The following is a 22,980-nucleotide window of genomic DNA, read 5'->3' on the forward strand; positions in this document are numbered from 1 at the left end:
GTAATGAAACAACAATCAAGTTGGACTTCATTGGCGGGTCTAAAAACGAAAAAGCGTTATGTAGCATTAGCCTTAGCGTCCGTTATGGCATTAGCGGGCTGCGATAATACTGACGATACCACGAAAAAAGAGGGTAATGTCTCCACCTCAGCGGCAGAAACGAGTACTAAAACGGCGCCTGTTGCAGAACAAAAACAGGCAGCGCCTAAGCTTTCCAATGAAGAGTTAGTGAAGAAATATGCCGGGAAAGATCTGGAAATTTTGGATGCCTCAGAATTGCAACTTGATGGTGCGAGCGCCATGGTGGTGACGTTCTCGGTGCCATTGCAACCGAATCAAAACTTTGGACAGTACCTAAATCTGGTGGATGTGAAATCCGGCAAACTGGATGGAGATTGGGAACTGTCTGATAACCAAATGGAGTTACGTTTCCGTCATTTACCGCCATCGAAAGAATTAAATCTTTCCGTTAATCCGGGTGTGAAAGCCGTTAACGAGCGTACCATTACAAACAGTTTCGAGAAAAAATTCCAAACTGCGCAGATTATTCCAACCGTTGGGTTTGCGAGTAAAGGGTCGCTGTTACCCAGTAAAGTGGCACAAGGTTTACCGGTTATCGCTTTGAACGTGGATAAAATCGATGTTAACTTTTTCCGTATTGATGAAAAGCAGTTACCGCAATTCCTCGCAATGTGGCAATACCGCAGCAATTATGAATACTGGTATTCCGATGAGTTCCTCGACAAAGTTGAATTAGCCTACACTGGGCGCTTTGATTTAAACCCAGACAAAAATACCCGTCAATCCATTCTCTTGCCATTGAAAGATATTAAAGAGCTGCAACAAGATGGCGTCTACTTGGCGATCATGCAAAAAGCGGGTAGCTACAGTTATCAATTCCCAGCGACAGTCTTTACCTTAAGTGATATCGGTGTGTCATTACATAGCTACCATGATCGTGTGGATATTTTCACGCAATCATTAGCGAAAGGTTCGGCAATCAAAGGCGTCGAACTACGTATTTTAGATGAAAAAGGTCAGTTAGTGACGAAGGGCACTACTGATGGTGACGGTCACGCTCAGCTAGATAAACTAGCGGGTGGTAAATTATTGCTGGCAACCCACGAAGGGCAAACCAGTATGATTGACCTGACTCAGCCTGCGTTAGACTTGTCTGAGTTTGATATCTCGGGTCCTTCCGGTTATGCCAAACAGTTTTTTGTTTTTGGTCCTCGTGATTTATATCGTCCCGGTGAATTACTGTTAGTGAATGGTTTACTGCGTGATGGCGATGGTCAGCCTGTGAAATCTCAGCCAGTTAAAGTGGATGTCTTAAAGACCGATGGTCAAGTCTACAAAAGCTTTGTGTGGCAGGGCGATGAAAAACAAGATGGTCTGTATCAGTATCAGCTAGAGATCCCTAAAAATGCTGAAACGGGTGGCTGGTCACTGCGTTTTGATTTAGGTGACGGGTCTCCACAACGTTACTACAAATTTAACGTTGAAGATTTTATGCCAGAGCGTATGGCTCTGGATATTACAGGCAGCGAAAAACCTGTATTAATCACGCAGCCTGTTGAATTTGATATTAAAGGTCGTTATCTCTATGGCGCACCAGCAGCAGATAATCAGCTGCAAGGGCAAGTATTACTGAAAGCAAACCGCGAAGCAGTGGCGAAATTACCGGGTTTTGAGTTCGGTGCGATTAATGAAGAAGGCTTACCCCGTAAGCTGGATGAGTTTGATTTAACCTTGAATAACAGTGGCGAAACTGTGATTTCCCTACCACAAAGTAATTGGGAATCAACACGCTCCCCGATTACCGCTGTTCTGCAAGCTAGCTTACTTGAGGCGGGCGGTCGTCCGGTGACTCGCCGTGCTGAACAAGCGATCTGGCCAGCGAAAAAACTTGTTGGTATTCGTCCGTTATTCGAGAAAAAAGAGATCTACGATTACCGAACTGACCGTTACGCAAAACGTTATAACGTCGATGAAAACTCTTTAGCTGAGTTTGAAATTGTCATGTCAGACATGGCTGGACACAAGCTGGCTGCTGAAAACCTCACGGCGCGTTTAGTGTATGAGCGTCGTGATTACTATTGGAGCTGGTCAGAAAGTGGCGGCTGGGTCTCTAACTACGACCAAAAAGATTTGGTGATGGCGAATGAAAATATATCTATTGCGAAAGATGGTACCGCTAAGATTTCATTCCCAGTGGATTGGGGCTCATTCCGTTTAGAAATTACCAACCCTGACAATGAGCTTGTCAGTAGCATTCAATTCTGGGCAGGCTTCTCTTGGCAAGATAATACCGGAGGTAGCGGTTCTGTTCGCCCTGACCAAGTGAAACTCAGTCTGAATAAACCAGCTTACTTACCGGGTGAAAAAGCCAAAGTCCGCATCGAAGCGCCAAAAGCAGGTAAAGGTTATATTCTGCTTGAATCTAGCAGTGCCCCATTATGGTGGCAGGAAATTGATGTCCCAGCTGGCGGGTTAGATGTGGAAGTGCCGGTGAATAAAGAGTGGGCACGCCATGATTTATATATCTCTGCGGTGGTTGTTCGTCCGGGGGATGATTCCAAAGAGGCGACTGTTAAACGCGCCGTTGGGGTATTACACCTGCCGCTAGCCGATGAAAATCGTAAGATTGCATTGGCGCTGAACGCACCGACAAAAATGCGTCCAAATGAAGATTTGAAAGTGAAGATCAAAGCCACTTCTCAAGATGGCAAGCCACTGCCTGAAACAGTGAATGTATTGCTGTCTGCGGTCGATACTGGCGTATTGAATATCACGGATTTTAAAACGCCAGACCCTTACGATGCTTTCTTTGGTCGTAAGCGCTACAGCGTTGACCAATACGATGTGTATGGTCACTTAATTGAAGGGCAAGGGAAGCTAGCCAATCTGCGCTTTGGTGGTGATGGTGAAGATGCCGCACTTGAGCGTGGTGGTATGAAACCATTAACTGAAGTGCAGATTATTGCAGAACAAGCGCAACCTGTTGCCTTAGATAAAAATGGCGAAGGAGAAATTACGTTAGCTATCCCTGATTTTAATGGGGAGCTGCGCCTTATGGCGCAAGCGTGGAACCAAAAAGATTTTGGTCATGCTGACAGCAAAGTAGTGGTTGCTGCACCATTAGTGACGCAAATGTCGATGCCGCGCTTTATGGCGGGGGGTGATAAATCTTACTTCGCGTTAGATCTTACCAACATGACCGACAATACGCAGAATGTGACCGTCACATTTAAAGCGTCGGGCATGGTGAAATTAGACGGTGCACCAACCCGTGATATCGAACTGACCAAGGGCAAGCGTACCACAGTGACGCTGCCAGTCAGTGCTGATTATGGTTTTGGTGAAGGTGAAGTCTCCATGACCATTAACGGCGTGAAAGTCGAAGGGGAAGCGGAGAAAGAGTACAAAAACAGTTGGAAAGTGGGCGTGCGTCCAGCACAACCGGCTGAAACTGTGGCATTTGCTACCGCGATTGAGCCGGGTGAAATTTGGTCATTACCAACCAATGATTTTGCTTATTTACAGCAAGATACGCTGGAAGGGCAAGTTCTGTTAACGAGTCGTCCACCACTGCAAATTGCACGCTATATTCGCGAGCTGTTCGCGTATCCATACGGCTGTTTAGAACAAACCGTGAGTGGGCTGTATCCGTCACTGTTCTCTACACAAGCTGAACTGCAAAAACTGGGGATTAATTCACAAACTGACGCGGATCGCCATAAAGCGATTGAGTTAGGGATCCCTCATTTATTGAGCATGCAGCGTGACGACGGTAGCTTCTCCTTGTGGGATAAAATGGGACGTGAAGAGTATTGGTTAACCGCCTATGCGACGGATTTCTTAAATAAAGCCAATCAGCGTGGTTTCTCCGTACCACAAAGTGCATTGAATAACGCTAACGCACGCCTGTTAAGCTACTTACAAGATGGTAGCCAAGTGAGTTATCCGTACACGGATCAGCCAGACGCATCCCGTTTTGCGATCCAAGCCTATGCGGGCTTAGTGTTAGCGACTCAGCAGAAAGCGCCATTAGGAGCACTGCGTCAAATCTATGGTCAAGCCAACAATGCGACCAGCGGTTTAGCGTTAGTTCAACTGGGTGTGGCATTAAACCTGATGGGTGATAAAGCGCGTGGTGAAAGTGCCATTATTGATGGTATGAAGAAACAGAGCGCACGTTACAGCAGCATTGGTGACTATGGTTCAGCGATCCGTGATGATGCGATGATCGTGGCATTGTTAAATGAATATAACTTGATGCCAAAATCCCGTGACCAAAAACTGCAAACGCTATCTAACAACCTGACTTCACAGAAGTATTTCTCAACTCAAGAGAGCAATGCCCTGTACTTAGCCGGTCGTTTCTATGCTAATGAAACAGAAACACCATGGAAAGCGCTAGTCAATGGTCAAGAGCCACCATTGGTTTCAGATAAACCAGTGAGTGAGTTCTTAACTAAACAACAGCTAGTAAATGGTTATAGTGTTGAAAACAGCGGTACAAGCACACTGTATACTCGCTTGAATGTTGTCGGTTATCCGATGCGTTCACCGAAGCCATACTCAAATGTGCTGGATATCAAACGCAGTTACTACGATATGAAAGGCAACCGTATTTTAATCGATAGATTAAGAAGCGGCGAAATGGTGGTGGTGAAGTTGGAAGTGAATGCCAACCAAACTGTCCCTGATGCACTGGTGGTGGATTTATTACCTGCGGGCTTAGAGTTGGAAAACCAAAACTTAGCCAATAGCAGCGCGAATCTCAGTGAATCTGCGCCAAATCTGCAAGAGATGATTGATGATATGCAGCAGTCGCAAATTCGTCACATGGAATACCGTGATGACCGTTTTGTTGCGGCAGTAGAAGTTCAACAATATCGTCCGACAACACTGGTTTACTTAGCTCGCGCGGTAACGCCGGGTGTATATAACAAACCAGTACCACAGGTGGAATCCATGTATGTGCCAGAGTGGCGTGCAACGGGTTACTCCGATGGTCAGTTGGAAGTGGTTCGTTAATTGACATTGAATCAATATCGCTATTGATTTAGATGAAGATAAAGAGGGAAGCGTGTGTTTCCCTCTTTTTTTAGTATCATAAAAACAAATAATAACTCTCGGTATATTGACGAATGAAGAGATGGCTACGTCGCATTGGATGGACGCTACTGGTTTTGGTCGTGGTATTGCCACTGGCCTTTTTAGCCGCAGATAAAATTTGGCCGCTGCCAATCAAGCAGATTGAGATGGCACGCACGGTTGTCGCGGGGGATGGGACTCCGTTATGGCGCTTTGCCGATAAAGACGGTATTTGGCGTTTCCCCGTGAAACTGGATGAGGTCTCGCCTGAGTATATTGACGCGTTATTAACTTATGAAGATCGCCATTTCTATCAGCATCCGGGTGTTAATCCATTTTCACTTATGCGTGCGGCGGGGCAGTTAGTGAGCTCAGGGCGCATTGTCTCTGGGGGCAGCACCATCTCAATGCAGGTGGCAAGGCTGATTGACCCACATGAGCGTACGTTTGGCGGAAAACTCAAACAGTTATGGCGTACCGCACAGCTGGAATATCACTATTCCAAAGATGAAATCCTCGAAATGTATCTTAACCGTGCGCCTTATGGGGGCACGATTGAGGGCATAGGTGCTGCCAGCTGGGTTTATTTGAATAAATCCCCCGCAAAATTAACCGCAAGTGAAGCAGCATTATTTGCGGTTTTACCCCAAGCGCCAAGTCGTTTAAGACCTGATAGATACCCAGAACGGGCGCAAGCAGCACGAGATAAAGTACTCGACAGACTGGCTGAATACCAAGTTTGGAGTACTGAAAAAGTTAATGAAATTAAGCAAGAGCAAATCTGGCTTGCGCCACGTAAAAATCCGCATTTAGCGCCATTGCTGGCGCGTCGGATGGTCAAAGATTCTCAAGAGTCCATCGTGGAGACAACCATTGATGCAAGCCTGCAAAAGCAGCTTGAAGATATGGCGATGAACTGGAAAAACCAATTACCTAAGCAAACTTCTTTAGGATTGCTGGTGGTTGATCACACGGATATGAGCGTGAAAGCGTATATCGGGTCGATTGATTTTCAGGATGATAGTCGCTTTGGTCATGTCGATATGATCAGCGCGTGGCGTTCACCGGGCTCCACACTCAAACCTTTTTTATATGCCTTGGCAATGGATGATGGGTTGATCCATGCAGAGTCGCTTTTGCAAGATGTACCGCGTCGATTTAATGATTACCGCCCCGGTAACTTTGATAGCGGTTTCAATGGTCCCGTGAGTGTTAGTGATGCATTAGTGCGCTCGTTAAATTTACCTGTTGTGCAGCTACTGGATGTGTACGGTAGTAAGCGTTTTACCGCGCAATTACGTAATGTCGGAACCGAGCTGCGTTTTCCTGTGGGGGGAGAACCCAATTTATCGTTGATCTTAGGCGGAACAGCAGCGCGTATGGAAGATTTAGTGTCGGCATACAGTGCATTTGCTCGCCAAGGAAAAGTGTCTCCACTGCGTTATCGACCTGCGGATGTGATTCGCGACCGAGCCTTGATGTCACCGGGGGCGGCATGGATTGTTCGTCGAATTATGGCTGGAGAAGCGCGTCCTGTACCGGATGCAAATCTATCTGGACAACCAAATCTTGCCTGGAAAACAGGAACCAGTTATGGTTACCGTGATGCGTGGGCGATTGGTGTAAATCCTCGATATACCATTGGCGTTTGGGTCGGGCGCCCTGATGCGACACCTGTTGCAGGGCAGCTCGGCTATGCCACAGCGATCCCAATTATGAACCAAGTGAATAACATGCTATTGACGCGGATTTATCAATCTCGCGAAGTGCTCCCCAAAGATTCAAGGCCAGCAAGTGTTAGCCAAGCCGTGATCTGCTGGCCGGGGGGAACCTCATTACTGAAAGAAGATAGTAATTGTCGCCAGCGCCGTTTGAGTTGGATTTTAGACAATACGATTCCACCAACACTCATGGCTCGGGATCAAGAATCCTCTCTTGGACTCAGGCAAAAAGTGTGGGTCAATGAACAAGGTTTACAAGTGGCGGCGGATTGCCCGAATGCGGAAGAAAAAGAGATCCATTTATGGCCGATCACTGTAGAGTCATGGTTGCCGGCAAGTGAAAAACGGGTAAATCGACTACCTAAACCAGATACGGCATGTCCGCCATTGAACCTTGAAATGCCACCATTGTTAATTTCTGGGATCCGCGAAGGGGAAGTTCTCCAGCGTTTACCCGGAAAAACCAGTTTAGACCTGCGTTTACTCACTCAAGGTGGGCAAGGACAAAAATGGTGGTTTTTAAACGGTGAGCAAGTGAACAATACAGAGCAAAATGGGGCAATTTTGCTGACGCTCGAAAAAAGTGGAAACTACCAAATATCGGTCTTAGATATGAGTGGACAGGTGACTGCTATCAACTTTAAGGTGAAGTGATAGCATAAAACAGTGACTTAATTAAAAAGTTAGCATTTTTTGCTATAAAAAGATTAACAAAATGTTGTTGTGACTGTAGGAAATTGTAATCCAAGCCCCTATAATCAACGCCCTATTTTTCTGCTTCCTAACATCAGGAATAGAAATAATATAAAAACTACAACAGACACATATTCTTGGTTCTTCATATGCCCCTCTTGAAATCCTAGTGGGAACATTGGGTTAAGTAAGAGAAATAAAGCAGAGAATAAAGAGTAAAAGTCAAGTCAATCGCTAAGAGGTTATTTATGGCTGTTCAACGTACATTTTCTATCATCAAACCAAACGCAGTTAAGAAAAACGTCATCGGTGCAATTTACAACCGTTTTGAAAGCGCAGGCTTCAAAATCGTTGCAGCTAAAATGATGCACCTGACTCGTGAACAAGCTGAAGGCTTCTACGCTGAGCACAAAGGTCGTCCTTTCTTTGATGGTCTGGTTGAATTCATGACTTCTGGTCCAATCATGTTACAAGTGTTAGAAGGCGAAAACGCAATTCAACGTCACCGTGACCTGATGGGCGCAACTAACCCAGACAACGCATTAGCAGGTACTTTACGTGCTGATTACGCTGACAGCTTCACTGAAAACGCAACTCACGGTTCAGACTCTGAAGAATCTGCTGCACGTGAAATCGCGTATTTCTTCGCTGCTGACGAAATCTGCCCACGCTAAGGCGTTCTCAATAATGCATTAGCATTATTGTTATAATATTTGTACAATATGTCGCCCTGTTAATTATTGCGTTAACAGGGTGATTTATTTTTAGTCGTCCTGACTAATCGCAATCCCTATTTTACGTCGTGCTTTTCGCACTGCCGAAAGTGTAATAACGAGGCAAACTCAATGTCTGATATGACTACTAATGCACAGTGTGCAACTCCTTCTGCTGTATCTGTTACGCCAGAAAAAAACGATCAACCGCAAAGAAATAATCAAAAAATCAATCTACTGGACTTAAACCGTAAACAGATGCGCGAATTTTTTGCTGAGCTCGGCGAAAAGCCTTTCCGTGCAGATCAAGTTATGAAGTGGATTTACCACTATTGTTTCGATGATTTCGATCAAATGACCGATATCAACAAGGTGCTTCGTGCCAAATTAAAAGAAGTCGCGGAAATTCGTGCGCCGGAAGTTGCTGATGAGCAACGTTCATCGGATGGCACAATTAAGTGGGCTATCAAAGTGGGTGATCAACTGGTTGAAACGGTGTATATCCCTGAAGCTGATCGCGCAACACTGTGTGTCTCTTCTCAAGTTGGCTGTGCACTGGAATGTAAATTCTGTTCTACCGCGCAGCAAGGTTTTAACCGTAACTTACGTGTTTCCGAAATCATCGGACAAGTTTGGCGTGCGGCTAAAATCATCGGTTCGCTGAAGTCTAGCGGTCGTCGTCCTATCACCAACGTGGTGATGATGGGGATGGGTGAGCCGTTATTGAACTTAAATAATGTGGTTCCTGCGATGGAAATCATGTTAGATGATTTTGGTTTTGGCTTGTCAAAACGCCGAGTGACTATTTCAACATCAGGGGTTGTTCCTGCGTTGGATAAACTGGGCGATATGATTGATGTGGCGCTGGCAATTTCGCTGCATGCGCCAACAGATGATGTACGTGATGAAATCGTACCAATCAATAAGAAATATAATATCGAAACATTCTTAGCCAGTGTGAATCGTTATTTAACAAAATCCAATGCGAATGCGGGACGTGTCACAGTCGAGTACGTCATGCTTGATCATATCAATGATAGCGTTGAGCAAGCGCACCAATTAGCGGAATGCTTGAAAAACACGCCGAGTAAAATCAACTTAATCCCATGGAACCCGTTCCCAGGTGCTCCCTATGGTCGTAGCTCCAATAGCCGCATTGACCGTTTCTCTAAAGTATTGATGGAATACGGTTTTACCACTATAGTTCGCAAGACTCGCGGTGATGATATTGATGCTGCATGTGGACAGCTTGCAGGTGATGTGATTGATAGGACGAAACGAACCTTGAAAAAACGCCTTGCTGGGGAACCTATCCAGGTTAAATCAGTCTGATATATAGATAATATCTAATCAGTTGGTTAGCTTATGATTCAGGGCGTTTTATGGTTAGGCAAAACGTCCTGGTTCGCCTACAATAGTTAAAGCGGCATATCATGTTTATTGTTGTTGAAAACTATGACGTACGCAGACGGGTAAGGTGGCGTAAAATCCACTTTATATTTATTAAACTTGGAAACAGTGTTGCCAGCAAATGACTATCGAAAATAATACCGAACAAACTTCTCTCACTGTAGGACAATTATTATCCCGAGCGCGTGAACATATGGGTTTAACGCAAGAAGCGGTTGCGGAGCGACTGTGTCTTAAAGTGAGTACGGTAAAGGAAATAGAACAAGATATTCATCCTGCGGGTGTTGAACCGACGTTTTTACGTGGTTATATTCGTCTGTATGCGAGAATGGTTGGAATTCCTGAGAATGACATCAATTCCCTCTTGAAAAGTGATGTTCCCGCACAGGCCCCGAATGTTTCTCCAATGCAAAGTTACTCATTAGGCAAAAAGCGCAAAAAACGTGAAGGTTGGCTAATGAAATTGACTTGGTTGATCGTCATTATTTTGATTGCGATGATTGGTATCTGGTGGTGGCAAGACCATAATGCGCAACAAAAAGATTTGCTGACGATGGCTAACCAAAATGACTTAGTGCTGACTCAGCAAGATACGAGTAGTGAGCCTGTTAGCAATGTCACTGTTGATGCACCGCTTGCGAACAACAATAGTGCCGAACAGGCAGAGCCTGCTCCCGTCTTAACGGATGCCCAAGCAACCACGACGAATACTGAGACAGATGGCGTAAAAACGATCCCTCTGCCGAATGCGCCACAAACTATCCCTTCCGTTGATAGAGTCCAAGCGGATGCGACTCAAACAGCAGATATGCCAGCAGTAACGAGCAATGGCTTAACGTTGAATTTCTCTGGTCAGTGCTGGTTAGAAATTCGTGACGCAAATAATAAAGTGTTATTCAGCGGCATGAAAAATAGTGGCGATAAACTTGAACTTGATGGGGCGCAACCTTACCGTTTAAATATTGGGGCTCCGGCGAATGTCACGGTGCAATTCCAAGGTAAAGACGTTGATTTAAGCCGCTTTATCAAAGCGAAACGTTCCGCGAAATTTAAGCTGCCAGAAGCATAAAAATGTAACGAATTGAAAGAAGCAAACTCTATCCTAAAACACTCTTTGTGATAGTTTATAGTTTGCTTTCTTGTGTATAGTGGGGCGCGTTAAAGCAATGACCATACACTATGCCATGATATTAAAGAGCGCCATGGTATTAATGAGCACATGGATGTTCGGAGAATTAAACTAAAATGCATAACGAATCACCAATCAAAAGACGTAAATCCACGCGTATTTATGTAGGTAATGTTCCTGTCGGTGACGGCGCACCTATCGCTGTTCAATCAATGACCAATACCCGTACAACTGATGTTGAAGCCACTGTCCGCCAAATTAAAGCGCTTGAGCGCGTTGGGGTGGACATTGTGCGTGTATCTGTTCCAACAATGGATGCAGCAGAAGCCTTTAAGCTCATCAAACAGCAAGTTGAGGTACCTCTGGTCGCTGATATCCATTTTGACTACCGTATTGCCCTAAAAGTCGCAGAATATGGCGTTGACTGCCTACGTATCAACCCTGGCAATATCGGCAGTGAAGAACGAATTCGTCAAGTTGTTGATTGTGCTCGCCATTACAATATTCCGATCCGTATCGGTGTGAATGGGGGATCGCTAGAAAAAGATATTCAAGAGAAATACGGTGAACCAACGCCGGAAGCTCTAGTTGAATCGGCAATGCGCCATGTGGATATTCTGGATAGGCTCAACTTTGACCAATTCAAGGTTAGCGTCAAAGCGTCCGATGTCTTCCTTGCGGTAGGATCTTATCGTTTATTGGCACAAAAAATTGATCAACCTCTTCATCTAGGGATCACAGAAGCGGGCGGCGCACGTTCAGGTTCAGTGAAATCGGCTATCGGTTTAGGTATGCTGCTCTCGGAAGGGATTGGGGATACATTACGTATTTCTCTCGCAGCAGATCCTGTTGAAGAAGTTAAAGTCGGTTTTGATATCCTCAAATCATTGCGTATTCGTTCTCGGGGCATCAACTTTATTGCTTGCCCAACATGCTCACGTCAAGAATTTGATGTGATTGGCACAGTGAATGCGTTAGAACAGCGACTGGAAGATATTATTACGCCAATGGATGTGTCTATCATCGGTTGTGTCGTGAATGGTCCAGGAGAGGCGGAAGTCTCTACCTTAGGTGTTGCGGGTGCGAAAACCAAAAGTGGATTCTACGAAGATGGTGTTCGTCAAAAAGAGCGTTTTGATAATGACAACATTATTGACCAGTTAGAAGCCAAAATTCGTGCCAAAGCGGCAATGCTGGACGAAAGCATGCGAATAAATGTTAATCAAATCGAAAAATAATAATTAGAAACTGGCTCCTCATGAGTCAGTTTTTCTATTTATGCCCGTGATTAGCGGTGTTAATCACGGTAATTTTTTCTTAAAATTACGCCATAGCGACCAAAATCAACAGATAATTCCCGATTCCTCGGTGGATTTGCAGTTTGTTGATTGAACCTGATGACATTTCGCTCTTATAATCGACCTTATGTAATTCTGAAAATAGAGAAATAAAGTGGGAAAAAATATCCAAGCCATTCGCGGCATGAATGACTATTTGCCAGCAGATACTAGAGTGTGGCAAAAAATCGAAGCAACATTGAAAAATATCTTACAAGGTTATGGTTTCAGTGAAATTCGTACCCCGATTGTAGAGCAGACCCCGTTATTTCGTCGGGCGATTGGTGAAGTGACTGACGTTGTTGAAAAAGAGATGTACACCTTCAATGACCGTAACGAAGAGAGCCTCACACTGCGCCCAGAAAATACCGCAGGTTGTGTCCGTGCCGGTATTGAGCATGGTTTGCTGTACAATCAGGAACAGCGCTTGTGGTATTTAGGACCTATGTTCCGTTATGAGCGTCCACAGAAGGGGCGTTATCGCCAATTTCATCAACTTGGCGCTGAGGTTTTTGGTCTAGCAGGTCCTGACATTGATGCTGAAGTCATCTTAATGACTGCCCGCTGGTGGCGTGCACTTGGGATCAGTGAGCATGTGACTCTTGAGCTTAACTCAATCGGTTCATTAGACGCGCGTGCAAACTATCGCGACGCATTAGTGGCGTTCCTTGAACAGCACAAAGATAAACTGGATGAAGATTGTAAACGCCGTATGTATAGCAATCCTCTGCGTGTTTTGGATTCTAAAAACCAAGACATCCAAGCATTATTAAATGATGCTCCTGCTCTGTTTGACTATCTTGATGCAGAATCCCGTGAGCACTTTGAAGGTCTGTGCAAGTTACTAGATAACGCGGGTATTCAATACCGAGTTAACCAGCGCCTAGTTCGTGGTTTAGATTACTATAACCGCACGGTATTTGAGTGGGTCACTACCGCGTTAGGCTCACAAGGCACTGTCTGTGCTGGTGGTCGTTATGATGGTTTAGTTGAACAACTGGGCGGTCGTGCGACGCCAGCAGTGGGTTTTGCTATGGGCATGGAACGTATGGTTCTGCTCGTACAAGAGGTGAACCCAGAATTTACAGCGGACACGTCAGTTGCAGATGTGTATCTGGCTTCATTTGGTGAAAATAGCCAACAAGCTGCGTTATTAATTGCAGAGAAAGTCCGTGATGAGTTACCAACCTTACGTTTAATGACTAACCACGGTGGCGGCAACTTTAAGAAACAACTCGCTCGTGCCGATAAGCAAGGGGCGAAAATTGCCCTGATCTTAGGTGAAGACGAAATTAACAATAGCCAAGTGACGTTGAAAGACTTACGTACTGGTGAGCAAGAAACTATTTCACAGCAACTCGTGGCATCGCGTATCGCTGCGCTGTTAGGTTAAGGAGAGACAAGTGGAAGTCTATACAAACGAACAAGATCAAGTTGATGCGATCAAACGTTTTTTCGCGAATAACGGCGTTGCATTAGTTGTTGGGCTGGTAATTGGTGTCGGTGGTGTATTTGGTTGGAACTATTGGCAATCACACAAGTCGAATGTGTTGCAAGAAAGCGCAGCAAAATACGAAGTGGTGAATACACAACTGCGTTCAGGCTCAGCTGAAGGTATTCAAGCTGCGCAAAAATTTGCAGCAGAAACTAACGATGTTTACAGTGCAATGACTGGACTGGAACTGGCGCAAGTTTTTGCTGATAAAGGCGATTTAGCCGGTGCTGAGAAAGCACTGACGGACGCATTAGCGAAAGCAAAAACTGTTGATATGCAAGATGTGATTAATCTGCGTTTAGCACGTATCCAACTTGCGCTCGGTAATGCAGATGCAGCGCTTGCTTCAGTTGCAAAGATTCAAGGTAAGTCATGGCAAGCTACGGCACAGGATGTCCGTGGGGATGCTTTACTCCAGAAGGGTGATAAATCCGGCGCTAAAGCGGCATACACTCAGGGGTTAGAAAGTGAAGGTTCTCAATCACTCAGAGGCATTTTGACTCTGAAATTGAACAACGTATCTAATTCATAAGAAGAAAGGAAACGACACACTATGCAGTTGCGCAAAACTCTTTTGGTAGGCCTGGTTGCTTCAGCTTTACTTGCCGGTTGTTCCAGCGAAACTGATTCTATTGTGATGGCGCCATTACCACAGGTTGAGAATCAATTTACACCTTCAATTGTTTGGGATAAGTCCGTTGGTAATGGTGTTGAGCAGTTCTATTCTGAACTCTCTCCAGCATGGGATGGCTCGGCAGTTTATGCTGCGGATCGCAAAGGTTTAGTTAAAGCGCTTGAGCTTGAAAGCGGCAAAGAGCTGTGGTCTGTCGATTTATCGAAACGTACTGGTTTTCTTTCTGCCAATTTATCTGCGTTACTGTCTGGTGGTTTGACCATCTATGATGACAAAATTTTCATCGGCACTGAGCGTGGTACAGTTATCGCGCTGAATAAAGAAAACGGTGAAGTGCTATGGGATGTGGAAGTGGCGGGCGAAGCCCTATCCAAACCAGTCGTTAATGGCGATATGGTTATCATCCACACTAGCAATGGTCAATTACAGGCACTGGATACCGCGACTGGCGCGATTAAGTGGACTGTGAATATGGACACTCCATCGCTTTCATTACGTGGTGAGTCTGCGCCTGCGGTTGCATTTGGTGCCGCTATTGTTGGTGGTGATAATGGTCGAGTTAGTGCGGTTCTGTTGTCTCAAGGTCAGCTGATTTGGCAGCAACGTATCTCTCAAGTCACCAGCTCAACAGAAATTGGTCGTTTGAATGATGTGGACATGACGCCAGTTATTGATGATGGCAAAGTGTATGCAATTGCTTACAACGGCACATTAGCTGCGTTAGATATGCGTTCCGGTCAGATGTTGTGGAAACGTGATTTGGGTTCTATCAACGACATGGTGTTATCGGGTGATAACTTATATTTAGTTGACCAAACGGATCGCGTTCTTTCTGTTCGTAAGAGTGATGGTGTGACGTTATGGACTCAAGACCAGCTGCTTAACCGCGGATTATCGGCACCAGAAGTTTATAATGGCTACATCGTTGTGGGTGACAAAGAAGGTTACTTACACTGGCTAGATACCAGCACTGGCGGATTTGTGGCACAGAATAAATTGAACAGTTCAGGGATCCACAGCCGTCCTGTCATTGCAAGTGATAAACTGATGGTTCAGGCAAGAAACGGAACAGTTTACCTGTTAACACGTTAATTTCCTGACAAGCAGACAATTTATCGATAAAATAAACGGTTCCTGAATACAGGGGCCGTTTCGTTTTTTTGTTTTCTGAGTTTAAGCCTCAGAATTCTATCAGTTAATTAAAGTTGTGAGGCACTTAAGAATGATACCCGTCGTAGCGCTGGTTGGGCGTCCAAACGTAGGAAAATCCACGTTATTTAATCGATTAACCCGTACCCGTGACGCACTTGTAGCGGACTTTCCCGGTCTGACTCGTGATCGTAAATATGGTCGTGCAGAAGTTGAAGGGCACGAATTTATTATTATCGACACGGGTGGTATCGATGGTACAGAAGAGGGCGTAGAAACCCACATGGCGGCACAGTCGCTCCAAGCGATTGAAGAAGCTGATGTTGTCCTCTTTATGGTAGATGCCAGAGCGGGATTAATGCCTGCGGATGAAGGCATCGCTAAACACTTACGCAGCCGCAAGAAAAAAACCTATTTAGTTGCCAACAAGACTGATGGTATTGATGCCAATATCGTTGTTGGTGATTTTTATTCACTGGGTCTGGGGGAAATCTACCCGATCGCCGCATCTCATGGTCGTGGTGTAACTCAGCTAATTGAGCACTCTTTAAAACCTTTCATTGAGGTTGAAGACGAAGAAATTGAACTCACCGACGAAGAAGCTAACGCAGCTTATTGGGCGGAGCTTGAAGCGGAAGGTGAACTTTCTGAAGAAGATGAAGACGATTTCGATCCCTCTACGTTACCGATTAAACTGGCGATTGTCGGACGCCCAAATGTGGGTAAATCAACGCTGACGAACCGTATTTTAGGTGAAGATCGCGTTGTTGTCTTTGATATGCCGGGGACGACCCGTGACAGTATTTATATCCCAATGGAGCGTGATGAGCGTGAATATATTCTCATCGACACTGCTGGGGTTCGTAAGCGTGGTAAAGTCACCGAAACGGTTGAAAAATTCTCGGTGATCAAAACGCTGCAAGCGATTGAAGATGCGAACGTTGTACTTCTGGTCATCGATGCGCGTGAAGGTATTTCTGACCAAGATCTTTCCCTGTTAGGTTTTATCTTGAACGCAGGTCGTTCACTGGTTATTGCAGTGAATAAATGGGATGGAATGAAACCTGAAGATCGCGAGCACGTTAAAGATATGCTGGAGCTACGTCTTGGGTTTGTGGACTTTGCACGTATTCACTTTATCTCTGCATTGCATGGCAGTGGTGTCGGTAACTTGTTTGAATCGGTACAAGAAGCTTATGAGTCAGCAACTCGTCGCGTCGGTACTGCACTGTTAACCCGTATCATGAAAATGGCAGAAGATGAGCACCAGCCACCACTGATTCGTGGTCGCCGTGTGAAAATGAAATACGCCCATGCTGGGGGCCATAACCCGCCAATCGTCGTGATCCACGGTAACCAAGTCTCTGATTTACCCGATAGCTATAAGCGCTATTTAATGAACTATTTCCGCCGTTCATTAAATGTGATGGGAACGCCAATTCGTATTCTATTCAAAGAGGGTGAAAACCCATATGCGGATAAGAAAAACAAATTGACGCCAACTCAGCTACGTAAACGTAAACGCTTAATGCAGCATTTGAAAAAGCGTTAATAGCGAACTGTTCGCGCGATAAACAGACCAAAGCCGTAACGTAAATGTGTTGTTACGGCTTTTTCTTATTAATAATCGGCACTCCCACAGCCCTAAAAATTAACGTTGTTTTAATGACTGAGGAAAACCATGGAAATCAATTCAACCACACGCCTGAATAAATACATTAGCGAGAGCGGTATCTGCTCTAGACGTGAGGCTGACCGTTATATCGAGCAAGGTCATGTTTTTATTAACGGTAAACGTGCAGGGATCGGCGACCAAGTTTCTGCTGGAGACGTGGTGAAGGTTAATGGGCAGCTGATTGAGCCGCGCAATGAAGAAGATTTAGTGTTAATTGCCTTAAATAAGCCGGTTGGGATCGTGAGTACTACGGAAAGCGGCGAAAAAGACAACATTGTGGATTATGTCAATCACAGCACTCGTATCTTCCCAATTGGTCGCTTAGATAAAGATTCCCAAGGGTTGATATTCCTGACGAACCACGGTGACTTGGTGAATAAAATTTTACGAGCTGGCAATGACCACGAGAAAGAATATATTGTCACCGTCAATAAACCTGTGACGGATGAGTTTATTCGCGGTATGGGTGCCGGAGTGCCTATCTTAGGAACGATGACTAAGAAATGTAAGGTCAAAAAAGAAGCCCCTTTTGTTTTCCGTATTACGTTAGTCCAAGGTTTAAACCGTCAAATTCGTCGTATGACAGAGCATTTTGGTTATGAAGTCACTAAGCTAGAGCGTGTGCGGATCATGAATGTGAGACTGACAGGCATTCCTGTGGGTGAATGGCGTGATTTGACGGATGATGAGCTTATTGAATTGTTTAATCTGATTGAAAAATCAGAATCGGATGTTAAACCAAAAAAAGCTGCAAAACCTCAAGCACGTACCGGTAATAGCAAGTCATCGGGAAAACAAGGCTCCGGTAGTCAAAAACCTAAGGTAAATGCAGAACCACCGAAAAAGAAATTTACCCAGCCTGGACGTAAAAAGAAAAAACGTTAATTGAATTCAGAAGTGAAAAAAGGTTGAGAATAAGTGAATTAACTGCATTCTTGACCTTTTTTTATTATGTTAGGTAAAAGTCAGCCTCTCTGTGGGCCGACAATAATCGATAAATCACAAATTAGAACTTAGTTTAATTTTAATCCTACATCCAACCAGCTTTGGCGAGTTGCCAATTCAATTTTCTCATCAAAGAGATTTTTTGCTGAACGGACTGTGGCATTAGCAAATTCAATAAATGTCGCCGTATTTGACACGCTAGGATCAGAGACTGCCGCCACCCATATTTTGCCTGCAACTTCCCAAGAGTATCCTCCCAGTTTTGTTGCCAATAAATAGAAGGCTTTGTTTGGAATACCTGAATTGATATGAACACCACCATTATCAACATATCGTGGTAAATTTCGGTATTGATCCATATGGCCGACTTGTGGGTCTTGGTTTGATTTTGTGAAATAGTAGGCGGTTCCCGGCGCTTTCATTGAGCGTAAAGCAGGTCCTTTTTTCTTGTCGATGAATAATTTTTCACCCAGTAACCAGTTAGATTGCTCCGCGGTTTGTTTTTGAACATATTGCTTCACCATGATACCTAATACGTCAGCAACAGATTCATTTAATGCGCCGGATTGGTCAACATAGTCAAAATCAGCCTGGGAGCTAATAAATCCATGTGCAAGCTCGTGAGCGATTATATCAATATCGTTGTAGAAGGGACCAAAAACTGTTCCATCACCATCCCCAAAGAAAATAGCTTGAGAATTCCAAAATGCATTGGCGTAGTTTTTATCATAATGGATAACCGCATTGATATCAGCATCACAACCAAACATCTGATCAATATTGAGTTTCTCCTTGAGGAATGAGCGGATCAGTCCAATGGCGTCAAATACGCGATGGGCTGGCTCGGTTGGCGCTACCTTATCCTCCTCTCGCATGATGATTGCAAAATCGCTATGTGCCATATGCTCATCGGCAGGCATTTCTTCGCGGCGACAAATCGGTAGGCTAGAGTGATTATGTGTGTAGTTTTCTACGCGTTGCTGTGCATCGCGGATCAGGCGATTGTAGGTTCCTCCCGTTATATTACAAGCGCTAGATAATAACTGACGTTGATAACTCGCATCTTCATGTGTATAAGTGCGGCTCATAATGTCATTGATATGGAATAATGTAGATTTTAAATTATTACACAGGCTTTCTTGGTAGAAGTGTGAAATTAAGCTAGGTGATAATAGTGAACGACCAAGTATTTGACTCATTTAGAACTCCATTTTGTTTGACGAAATGGAATCATAAACGGTTGTGATTTTATTGTAACTACATGATAATTAAGCTATTAAATCAATATCTGCTAATTTTTATTAGAAAAACCAGCAGATAAAAATCTGATTAATTACAAAAGTTTGTATTATTTATTATGCACGAGCCAATTTTTACCAGTGATTAAGAAATCAGTATATAGCTTAGCCTCTGGGCTGCCTTCTTCAGGATGATAATCGTATTCCCAGCGGACTAAAGGTGGCATGGACATTAGAATGGATTCAGTACGTCCACCACTTTGCAAGCCGAAAAGGGTGCCTCTATCCCAAACGAGGTTAAACTCGACATATCGCCCTCGACGATATAACTGGAATTGGCGTTCACGCTCGCCCCAAGGTATTTCACGACGTTTTTCCACGATGGGAACATAAGCTTGTAGAAAGCCATTTCCAACATCTTGGGTGAAAGCAAAACAGGTTTCAAAGTCCCATTGATTTAGGTCATCGTAGAATAGACCACCGATACCCCGCGGTTCATTCCGATGTTTTAAAAAGAAATAGTCATCGCACCATTGTTTAAACTTAGGGTATACCTCATCACCATAAGGCGCACATAATGCATTAGCGACAGAGTGCCAATGTACAACGTCCTCTTCAAAACCGTAATAAGGGGTTAAGTCGAATCCGCCGCCAAACCACCATACGGGCTCCATCCCTTCTTTTTCGGCAATAAAAAAGCGCACATTAGCATGAGTCGTAGGAATATAAGGATTGAGAGGATGAATAACTAATGAAACACCCATCGCTTGATAACTACGACCTGCTAATTCTGGGCGGTGTGCGGTGGCTGATGCGGGCAGTTTTTCACCTTTTATATGTGAAAAGTTAACACCGGCTTGTTCAAACAGAGCACCTTGAGTTAAAACTCGGCTGCGCCCACCTCCGCCTTCTGCTCGCTCCCATGTTTGTTCGAGGAACGTTTCTTTGCCGTCTAACGCTGTTATTTTCTGGCAAATAGTATCTTGCAAGCTTTGCAAATAGGCTTTTACACGGTCAATATCTGGGTAATTCATTGTTTTTAAATAGAACCATTGGGAGAAAGAAAATGAGTAAAGTATACCCCGTTGAGGTAAAAAAGGCATATTGATTATTGATTGTGTATCAAAAGCAGTGATAATGGCAGGAAGTTTAGCTCAAACGGACAAAATGATGGAAATACGCATATTTCGCCAAAATGATTATGAAGATGTGCTGACGTTGTGGGAACGCTGTCAATTGAATGAAATTTCAGGGGATCCTGAACTAGATATTGAGCGTAAATTGCAATGTGGCGCGGATCTTTTCTTAGTTGCCGAGGTATCCGGTGAAGTGGTTGGCACTATCATGGGGGGATACGATGGGATTCGGGGAAGCGCAGTCTATTTAGCTGTTCATCCTGAATATCGTGGGCGTGGTATTGCCAATGCGTTAGTGAGCCGTTTAGAGAAAAAATTGATTGCCCGAGGTTGTGGCAGAATTGAGCTGTTGGTCAACGAAGAATCTGATGCAGCAATCTGTATGTTTGAAAAAATGTTGTATGAAGAAGAGCAAGCCGAGCGTTTAATTTATTCGAAAAAACTGACCCTCGACGTGGATTTTTAAACTGCCAGTGATTATTTTCTTGGCAGTTTAGCTAACTAGCTTGAATTTTTTATTAAATAGACTGTCTCAATATGCATTATATGACCCGCTAAAGAGGATGGTATGTCCCAAAACGCATTCGTAACCCTATTTAAAGTTTCTTTGCTTGGTGGCGCAGTGATGCTATCAGGCTGTGCTGGAAAAAGTTTTTTCTCTCCATCAACCTGGTTTCACAGCCCATTGATGATTTCTGATGCGGGTGTTGGTGCCATCACCAGCCTGACACCGATGGATCGTGACGTGATTAATAACCAGCTTGATGATCGTTATGTTGTACGTGGCGGTATGCAACTTGAAAATGGTGAAATGATATCTGTATTTCAAGCCATGAAAGATTTAGACGTTGCAGTGGAAGTCTTTGGACCCGAAAAAGGCACCGTTTCACGTATTGTGGTTAATGACCCGGATATGCTGACGGAATGGGATACTCAAATTGGTACTGAGTTTGGTGATATTTATCAGAAAGCTTATGGTTCATGTTCCCTTGGGGAAGCCGTCGATAATATTCCTACGGTACTGTGTGTTGCGCCACAAAGTAGCAAAGTGGTCTACAAATTTAGTGGTAAATGGCAAGGTCCTGATAATTTAATGCCAGCTGATGAAGTATTGAAGACATGGAAGGTGTCACAAATTATTTGGCATAAATAAATTACGAATACATGTACCGTAAGTTTTTGGATTGTAGAAAACAATAACTTACGGTTTTAATTTATTGCTAACACTGATATTTATCTTTTCCTCACGTCAAACCCTTCTGAATGACCTAGACTGATTAACTCTTGCGTTAAAACAAGGTGAAAATCATGATTAATGCGATAAACTATTTTAAAGTATAGGTTTGTGTAATTTATTCATTCTAAGGGGTTTATGCATGTCTCATTCCCAAAGTGGTATTTTGAAGGAACATAGTCGTTTCGGCATTTTTATTGAAGCCATGGTGACTGGGTCACTAGAAGAGGTTAAATCAGGATGCAAAGTTTTTGTTGATGAATTAACCAAACTGCAAGCAAAATTCCCCGATGATCGTCTTGGCGCGGTGATTGCATTTGGCTCTGAGGTGTGGAAGCAATTAGGGCACGCGAGCGTGGCGCCGGAATTAAAACCATTTCGTACGTTAGGTAAAGGATTAGCGCCAGCCACTCAGCGCGATATGCTGATTCACATTCAATCATTACGTCATGATATTAACTTTTCTTTAGCGCAGGCTGCTCTGAAGGCATTTGGGCAATCTATTGAGGTTGTTGAGGAAACTCATGGCTTCCGTTGGGTGGAAGATAGAGACTTAAGTGGCTTTATTGATGGCACAGAAAACCCACAAGGTGAAGAAATCGCTGAAGTCACGTTGATTAATCAAGGCGATGATATTGGTGGTAGTTACGTGATGGTGCAGCGCTATGAGCATGACCTGAAAAAATGGTCTCGTTTTTCTGAGCATGAACAAGAGAAAATGATTGGCCGCACTAAACACGATAGCGTTGAATTAGACGAAGATGCGCGTAATAAAACATCTCATGTTTCTCGCGTGGTGATTGAAGAAGAGGGGGAAGAGCTCTCTATTATGCGCCATAGCCTGCCATACGGCACGGCAAGCGGTAAACATGGTTTATTCTTTATTGCCTACTGCGCAACCATCCATAATATTGAACAGCAATTACTGAGCATGTTTGGTGAAACTGATGGTAAATATGATGATCTGCTACGTATGACTAAAGCCGTTTCTGGCAGTTATTACTACGCGCCATCAATTGAAAGATTATTATCCTTATAATCTTATTGTGATAATTCAAGCTGTCGCGGACAGCGGCAGCTTGAAAGTGTTTACTGATCCGTTTTTTGTAGTCCTTTACGTGCTGCAGCAGAGTGATATTGATCCTCTCGGCACATCCATCATATTTATCCATATCGATATCAACGAATAACCAAAATTTACGCTTAGCAAGTGGTCATGTTTGTTCTCGACATTTTGCCGCAGGATCTTTATGAGCTTTACTCATTACATTAACCTCTTCAATTTCCATCAGATTTTTTAGCTTATTGCTATAACCTCTTTATTATTCCAACTTGATATATCAAATGATGATTGATAACTACAAAGTT

The 22,980-nt window shown here is 44.1% G+C and carries 16 protein-coding genes; 14 read left to right on the top strand and 2 right to left on the bottom strand.

Features of this window, described 5'->3' with window-relative positions; translation table 11 throughout:
* The first annotated feature begins 3 nt into the window (after positions 1-3).
* From PSF16_RS01480 to rluF, 11 genes are all read left to right on the top strand, one after another.
* Positions 4-5,043 carry an alpha-2-macroglobulin family protein gene (locus tag PSF16_RS01480; RefSeq protein ID WP_272688657.1) on the top strand — a complete coding sequence of 1,680 codons (5,040 nt, stop codon included), beginning with the start codon at positions 4-6 and terminating at the stop codon, positions 5,041-5,043.
* Positions 5,044-5,156: 113 nt separating this feature from the next.
* On the top strand, positions 5,157-7,478 hold the full coding sequence (gene pbpC, locus PSF16_RS01485) for a peptidoglycan glycosyltransferase PbpC (RefSeq protein ID WP_224050424.1): 2,322 nt from the start codon (positions 5,157-5,159) through the stop codon (positions 7,476-7,478).
* A 287-nt stretch (positions 7,479-7,765) separates the two neighbouring features.
* On the top strand, positions 7,766-8,191 hold the full coding sequence (gene ndk / locus PSF16_RS01490) for a nucleoside-diphosphate kinase (protein ID WP_006658631.1): 426 nt from the start codon (positions 7,766-7,768) through the stop codon (positions 8,189-8,191).
* 171 nt (positions 8,192-8,362) lie between these two features.
* Positions 8,363-9,562 carry a bifunctional tRNA (adenosine(37)-C2)-methyltransferase TrmG/ribosomal RNA large subunit methyltransferase RlmN gene (locus tag PSF16_RS01495; protein ID WP_006658630.1) on the top strand — a complete coding sequence of 400 codons (1,200 nt, stop codon included), beginning with the start codon at positions 8,363-8,365 and terminating at the stop codon, positions 9,560-9,562.
* A gap of 199 nt (positions 9,563-9,761) precedes the next feature.
* Complete coding sequence (rodZ, locus tag PSF16_RS01500; protein WP_272688658.1) at positions 9,762-10,709, top strand: cytoskeleton protein RodZ; 948 nt, start codon at positions 9,762-9,764, stop codon at positions 10,707-10,709.
* A gap of 176 nt (positions 10,710-10,885) precedes the next feature.
* Positions 10,886-12,007, top strand: coding sequence for a flavodoxin-dependent (E)-4-hydroxy-3-methylbut-2-enyl-diphosphate synthase (ispG, locus tag PSF16_RS01505; RefSeq protein WP_272688659.1), 1,122 nt, complete (start codon positions 10,886-10,888; stop codon positions 12,005-12,007).
* A gap of 214 nt (positions 12,008-12,221) precedes the next feature.
* Positions 12,222-13,499 (top strand): histidine--tRNA ligase, encoded by a 1,278-nt coding sequence (hisS, locus tag PSF16_RS01510; protein WP_006658626.1) that lies wholly within the window; start codon positions 12,222-12,224, stop codon positions 13,497-13,499.
* 10 nt (positions 13,500-13,509) lie between these two features.
* Positions 13,510-14,133: a YfgM family protein gene (locus tag PSF16_RS01515; protein WP_006658625.1), complete on the top strand. Its 624-nt coding sequence runs from the start codon at positions 13,510-13,512 to the stop codon at positions 14,131-14,133.
* 21 nt (positions 14,134-14,154) lie between these two features.
* Positions 14,155-15,327, top strand: coding sequence for an outer membrane protein assembly factor BamB (bamB, locus tag PSF16_RS01520; protein WP_036963899.1), 1,173 nt, complete (start codon positions 14,155-14,157; stop codon positions 15,325-15,327).
* Between the two features lie 130 nt (positions 15,328-15,457).
* The gene (gene der / locus PSF16_RS01525) at positions 15,458-16,936 is read left to right on the top strand and encodes a ribosome biogenesis GTPase Der (protein WP_006658623.1); all 1,479 of its coding nucleotides are present in this window, start codon (positions 15,458-15,460) and stop codon (positions 16,934-16,936) included.
* Positions 16,937-17,065: 129 nt separating this feature from the next.
* Positions 17,066-17,944, top strand: coding sequence for a 23S rRNA pseudouridine(2604) synthase RluF (rluF, locus tag PSF16_RS01530; RefSeq protein WP_006661308.1), 879 nt, complete (start codon positions 17,066-17,068; stop codon positions 17,942-17,944).
* Between the two features lie 128 nt (positions 17,945-18,072).
* Here rluF and PSF16_RS01535 read toward each other — a convergent pair whose 3' ends face one another.
* Positions 18,073-19,203: a M4 family metallopeptidase gene (locus PSF16_RS01535; RefSeq protein ID WP_006661309.1), complete on the bottom strand. Its 1,131-nt coding sequence runs from the start codon at positions 19,201-19,203 to the stop codon at positions 18,073-18,075.
* Positions 19,204-19,352: 149 nt separating this feature from the next.
* On the bottom strand, positions 19,353-20,276 hold the full coding sequence (gene hemF, locus PSF16_RS01540; RefSeq protein WP_006661310.1) for an oxygen-dependent coproporphyrinogen oxidase: 924 nt from the start codon (positions 20,274-20,276) through the stop codon (positions 19,353-19,355).
* A gap of 136 nt (positions 20,277-20,412) precedes the next feature.
* On the opposite strand from hemF, the gene PSF16_RS01545 reads away from it, so the two are divergent.
* The 3 genes from PSF16_RS01545 (at position 20,413) to PSF16_RS01555 (ending at position 22,651) form a co-directional block, all read left to right on the top strand.
* Positions 20,413-20,844 carry a GNAT family acetyltransferase gene (locus tag PSF16_RS01545; protein WP_272688663.1) on the top strand — a complete coding sequence of 144 codons (432 nt, stop codon included), beginning with the start codon at positions 20,413-20,415 and terminating at the stop codon, positions 20,842-20,844.
* Between the two features lie 102 nt (positions 20,845-20,946).
* Positions 20,947-21,531, top strand: coding sequence for an RpoE-regulated lipoprotein (locus PSF16_RS01550; protein ID WP_006661312.1), 585 nt, complete (start codon positions 20,947-20,949; stop codon positions 21,529-21,531).
* Between the two features lie 223 nt (positions 21,532-21,754).
* Complete coding sequence (locus PSF16_RS01555) at positions 21,755-22,651, top strand: Dyp-type peroxidase (RefSeq protein ID WP_006658617.1); 897 nt, start codon at positions 21,755-21,757, stop codon at positions 22,649-22,651.
* Positions 22,652-22,980 lie beyond the last annotated feature (329 nt).

This window comes from Providencia sp. PROV033 (assembly GCF_028484855.1).
Classification (GTDB): domain Bacteria; phylum Pseudomonadota; class Gammaproteobacteria; order Enterobacterales; family Enterobacteriaceae; genus Providencia; species Providencia alcalifaciens.